Source organism: Arenibacter nanhaiticus (assembly GCF_900141935.1).
GTDB lineage: Bacteria > Bacteroidota > Bacteroidia > Flavobacteriales > Flavobacteriaceae > Arenibacter > Arenibacter nanhaiticus.
Genome location: NZ_FQYX01000067.1, coordinates 1 through 3,321, shown reverse-complemented (window position 1 = coordinate 3,321; position 3,321 = coordinate 1). Strand labels below are relative to the sequence as shown.

At 35.0% G+C, this 3,321-nt stretch carries 2 protein-coding genes; both read left to right on the top strand.

The window, feature by feature from the left end; all coding sequences use genetic code 11:
• Positions 1 to 287: 287 nt before the first annotated feature.
• Positions 288 to 1,340, top strand: coding sequence for an SIR2 family protein (locus BUA16_RS18040; RefSeq protein WP_072766097.1), 1,053 nt, complete (start codon positions 288 to 290; stop codon positions 1,338 to 1,340).
• 3 nt (positions 1,341 to 1,343) lie between these two features.
• The gene (locus BUA16_RS18035) at positions 1,344 to 3,101 is read left to right on the top strand and encodes an ATP-binding protein (RefSeq protein WP_072766096.1); all 1,758 of its coding nucleotides are present in this window, start codon (positions 1,344 to 1,346) and stop codon (positions 3,099 to 3,101) included.
• Positions 3,102 to 3,321 lie beyond the last annotated feature (220 nt).

Below are 3,321 nucleotides of genomic sequence, written 5' to 3'. Positions count from 1 at the left end.
TCAAGGCGTTACCCCTGCCCATAAGGGACTTGCACCCTCTAGATTAATTATCTACTTTGCAGTAGATAAAAGATGCCCATGCTGGGCACACACACACTATATAATTAATGGCCCAAATCAAATTAGCCTGAAAAGGGCCACTAATCATATAGCCAACGTTAGGTTTCATGTAAAAAGCGACACAGCCAACGCGCATTTGACACATTTACAAGCTCCAACACACTTGCTGATTCTTCAGCTTGTAAAAGAGCCAAATTTTTGCCAACGCACACACAGAATAAGATAGAATGGATTTAGACGAAATATATCAAGAAATACAAGAAATACTTCGAAAGCAACTAGCTTTGATTATCGGAACAGGAAGTTCAATTTCTGTTGACTTTGCTTTTGGTATGGGAGCTTTGGAATCTCATTTAAAATCAGTTATCCCTTCTGTTATTATAGGCGATAATCAAGCTGAATCCGAATGGAAGTTGGTGTTAGATAACTTAAATAGGAAAATTGATTTTGAAAACTCTCTAAATGTTGTGAAGTCAGGCTTTTTACTTGAAAGTATAATTGTAGAAACAGGAAAACATGTTGCGAAAGTAAATTATCAAAACATCTCAAAGATATCGATTGGCGAGATTCCAATTATTGCTCTTTTTGAACGGCTCAAAAATGCACTATCCTATACAAATCCAATAATTGACATCATTACACCAAACTACGATTTGATAATTGAGAATGCTTTGTCGCATTGTGATTTAGACTATAACGATGGGTTTTATGGTGGAGTACAAAAGAAATTCGATTGGGCACAATCAGAGCAATTATTCAATCGATTGGAAAATAATAGTAAAACGGGAAAGATTTATCCTAAAGTATATCCACATATTAGATTACATAAAGTACATGGCTCTTTAAACTATTTTGTGAAGAGTGATAATGTCTATCGGAATGACAGCCTATCTTATTTTGAGAACATCAAAGATTATGAACGGTTTATAATAACACCTGGAGAAACAAAACATAAAAGAATTGTTGAGAATAGGCACTTCTATCGCGAAATGGATAATGCAATTGATAAGGCTCAAACATATCTATTTGTAGGTTATGGATTTAATGATATTGACATTGATAAAAAAATATGTCAAAACATTAATCAGGTAAGCCGCAGAGCTATAATTGTAACTAAAGATTTAATAGGAAATGCAAAATCAATTTTAAGTGAAAATCCTGAAATAATTGCAATTAGTGATAATTATAAAGGAGGCGCATTAATTAGCTACAAAGGAAAAGAACTAGAACATAACAAACCGATTTGGCAAATTGACGAATTTGCGAATGAAATATTATAGATAATGGCGAACCTTTTTGATTTTAATACAGAAACAGATTACGTAGGAAAAGTAGTTTATGTTGACACAACTAAATTGAGTTTAGATGTTAAACCAAAAGAGCTTAAGCTTGCTAGAGTCGGTCGGTTGGTCGCGGTAAAAATCTCATCGGCAGTTGAAGAATGGGCAATTGCAATTGTTGAAAGAGTTATAAAAAATCCATCAACAGAGCAATTAAAAACAATAGTACAACCAAATGAGGATGAAGAAGCAAGTCCTGTAAGTGCAGATTCAATTCTAGAAAGAGTTTCAAATATTGTGACGATTGCGATTGTTGCGACATTTAAAGGAAAGAAAGGGACAGAAACAAATTACTTTTCACGTTCTATTCAAGAAATACCAGATATAGATGCCGAATCTTTTTCTATTGAAAGTGAAAACTTGGAGAATTTTATGGGCTTACTTTCGGCAAAATCTAAATCAGATGTTTCTCTTGATTTAGGTAAATATTCATTAAGTGAGAAGGCACGTGCTCAATTAAATGGCGATAAGTTTTTTCAGCGTCATGCTGCTATACTTGGGAGTACTGGTTCTGGTAAGTCATGGACTGTGGCATCTGTTTTAGAAAAAGCCTCAGAATTACCTTCAACTAAACTTATTGTATTTGATTTACATGGAGAATACAAACCTCTTTCATTCGCGAAGCAATTAAGAATAGCTGGACCCGATGACTTGGAAAAAGACGATGATAATGTATTGTTTTTACCTTATTGGTTGTTAAACTCAGAAGAAATGCAGGCAATGTTCATAGATAGGTCTGAGTTTACAGCACACAATCAAGTAACTATATTTCAAAAATTAGTCGGAGAAGAAAAAATCAAACATCTAACAGAAAATGATAAAAAGGATGTATTAAGCTCCTTTACCATTGATAGTCCTGTTCCATATAATTTGAATGCAGTTATTGAGGAGATTACAAGGCTTAATTCAGAGATGGTACAGGGAAAGACATCTTCGAAACAAGGTCCTTATTTTGGCAAATTTAGTAGGCTAATTACTAGACTTGAATTAAAAACTACTGATAAGAGGTATGGATTTTTATTTCAACACCCGACCGCTTTAGATAAATATGAAGCTTTCTCTAAAATCGTAAAGCAACTAGTTGAGTTTAATGGTTCCGAGAAAGGAATCAAAGTTATAGACTTCTCAGAAGTACCATCAGATGTATTACCAATTATTATTGGTTTAGTTGCTAGAGTTCTATATAATATTCAATTCTGGACAGAACAGGATGAAAGGCATCCTTTAGCTCTTGTTTGTGATGAAGCACATCTTTATTTACCTAAGAGAGGAGAGAATAATCCGAATGAAAGAAGAGCTCTTGAGAATTTTGAAAAGATTGCGAAAGAAGGAAGGAAATATGGTGTTAGTTTAGTTGTTGTTAGTCAACGACCTTCCGATGTGAGCGAAACAATATTGAGTCAGTGCAATAACATCATGTCATTGAGATTGTCAAATAAACAAGACCAAAATACAGTTAAATCATTTATGACTGATAATCTTACTGTATTTGCAGATATTTTACCTACGCTAGATGTAGGAGAAACAATAATCCTTGGAGATGCTGTGTTGCTTCCTTCAAGAATAATGCTTGACAAACCTAAAAAGGAGAATAGACCTTTAAGTGGTACAATTGATTTTTGGTCTGAATGGAATGAAAAGGACAAGAAGACGAATTATGATAAAGCAGTTGAAAATTATAGAAAGCAGAGTAGAAAATAGCCAGCCCTTCGCAACCATACACGTTGCCAAGTCGCACAAAAAGGCAAACACACAAACCAAAACTTGTCAAAGAGTATGGCTGCCCCAACACACGGGTAGACTGCGAAGATAAAGCACGAAAACCTAATCGAGTGGGTGGCTCCGCCATCTAATGACGGAGTGCACCCCTCACACCACCGTACGTACGGGTCTCGTATACGGCGGTTCGATAATGAAACTT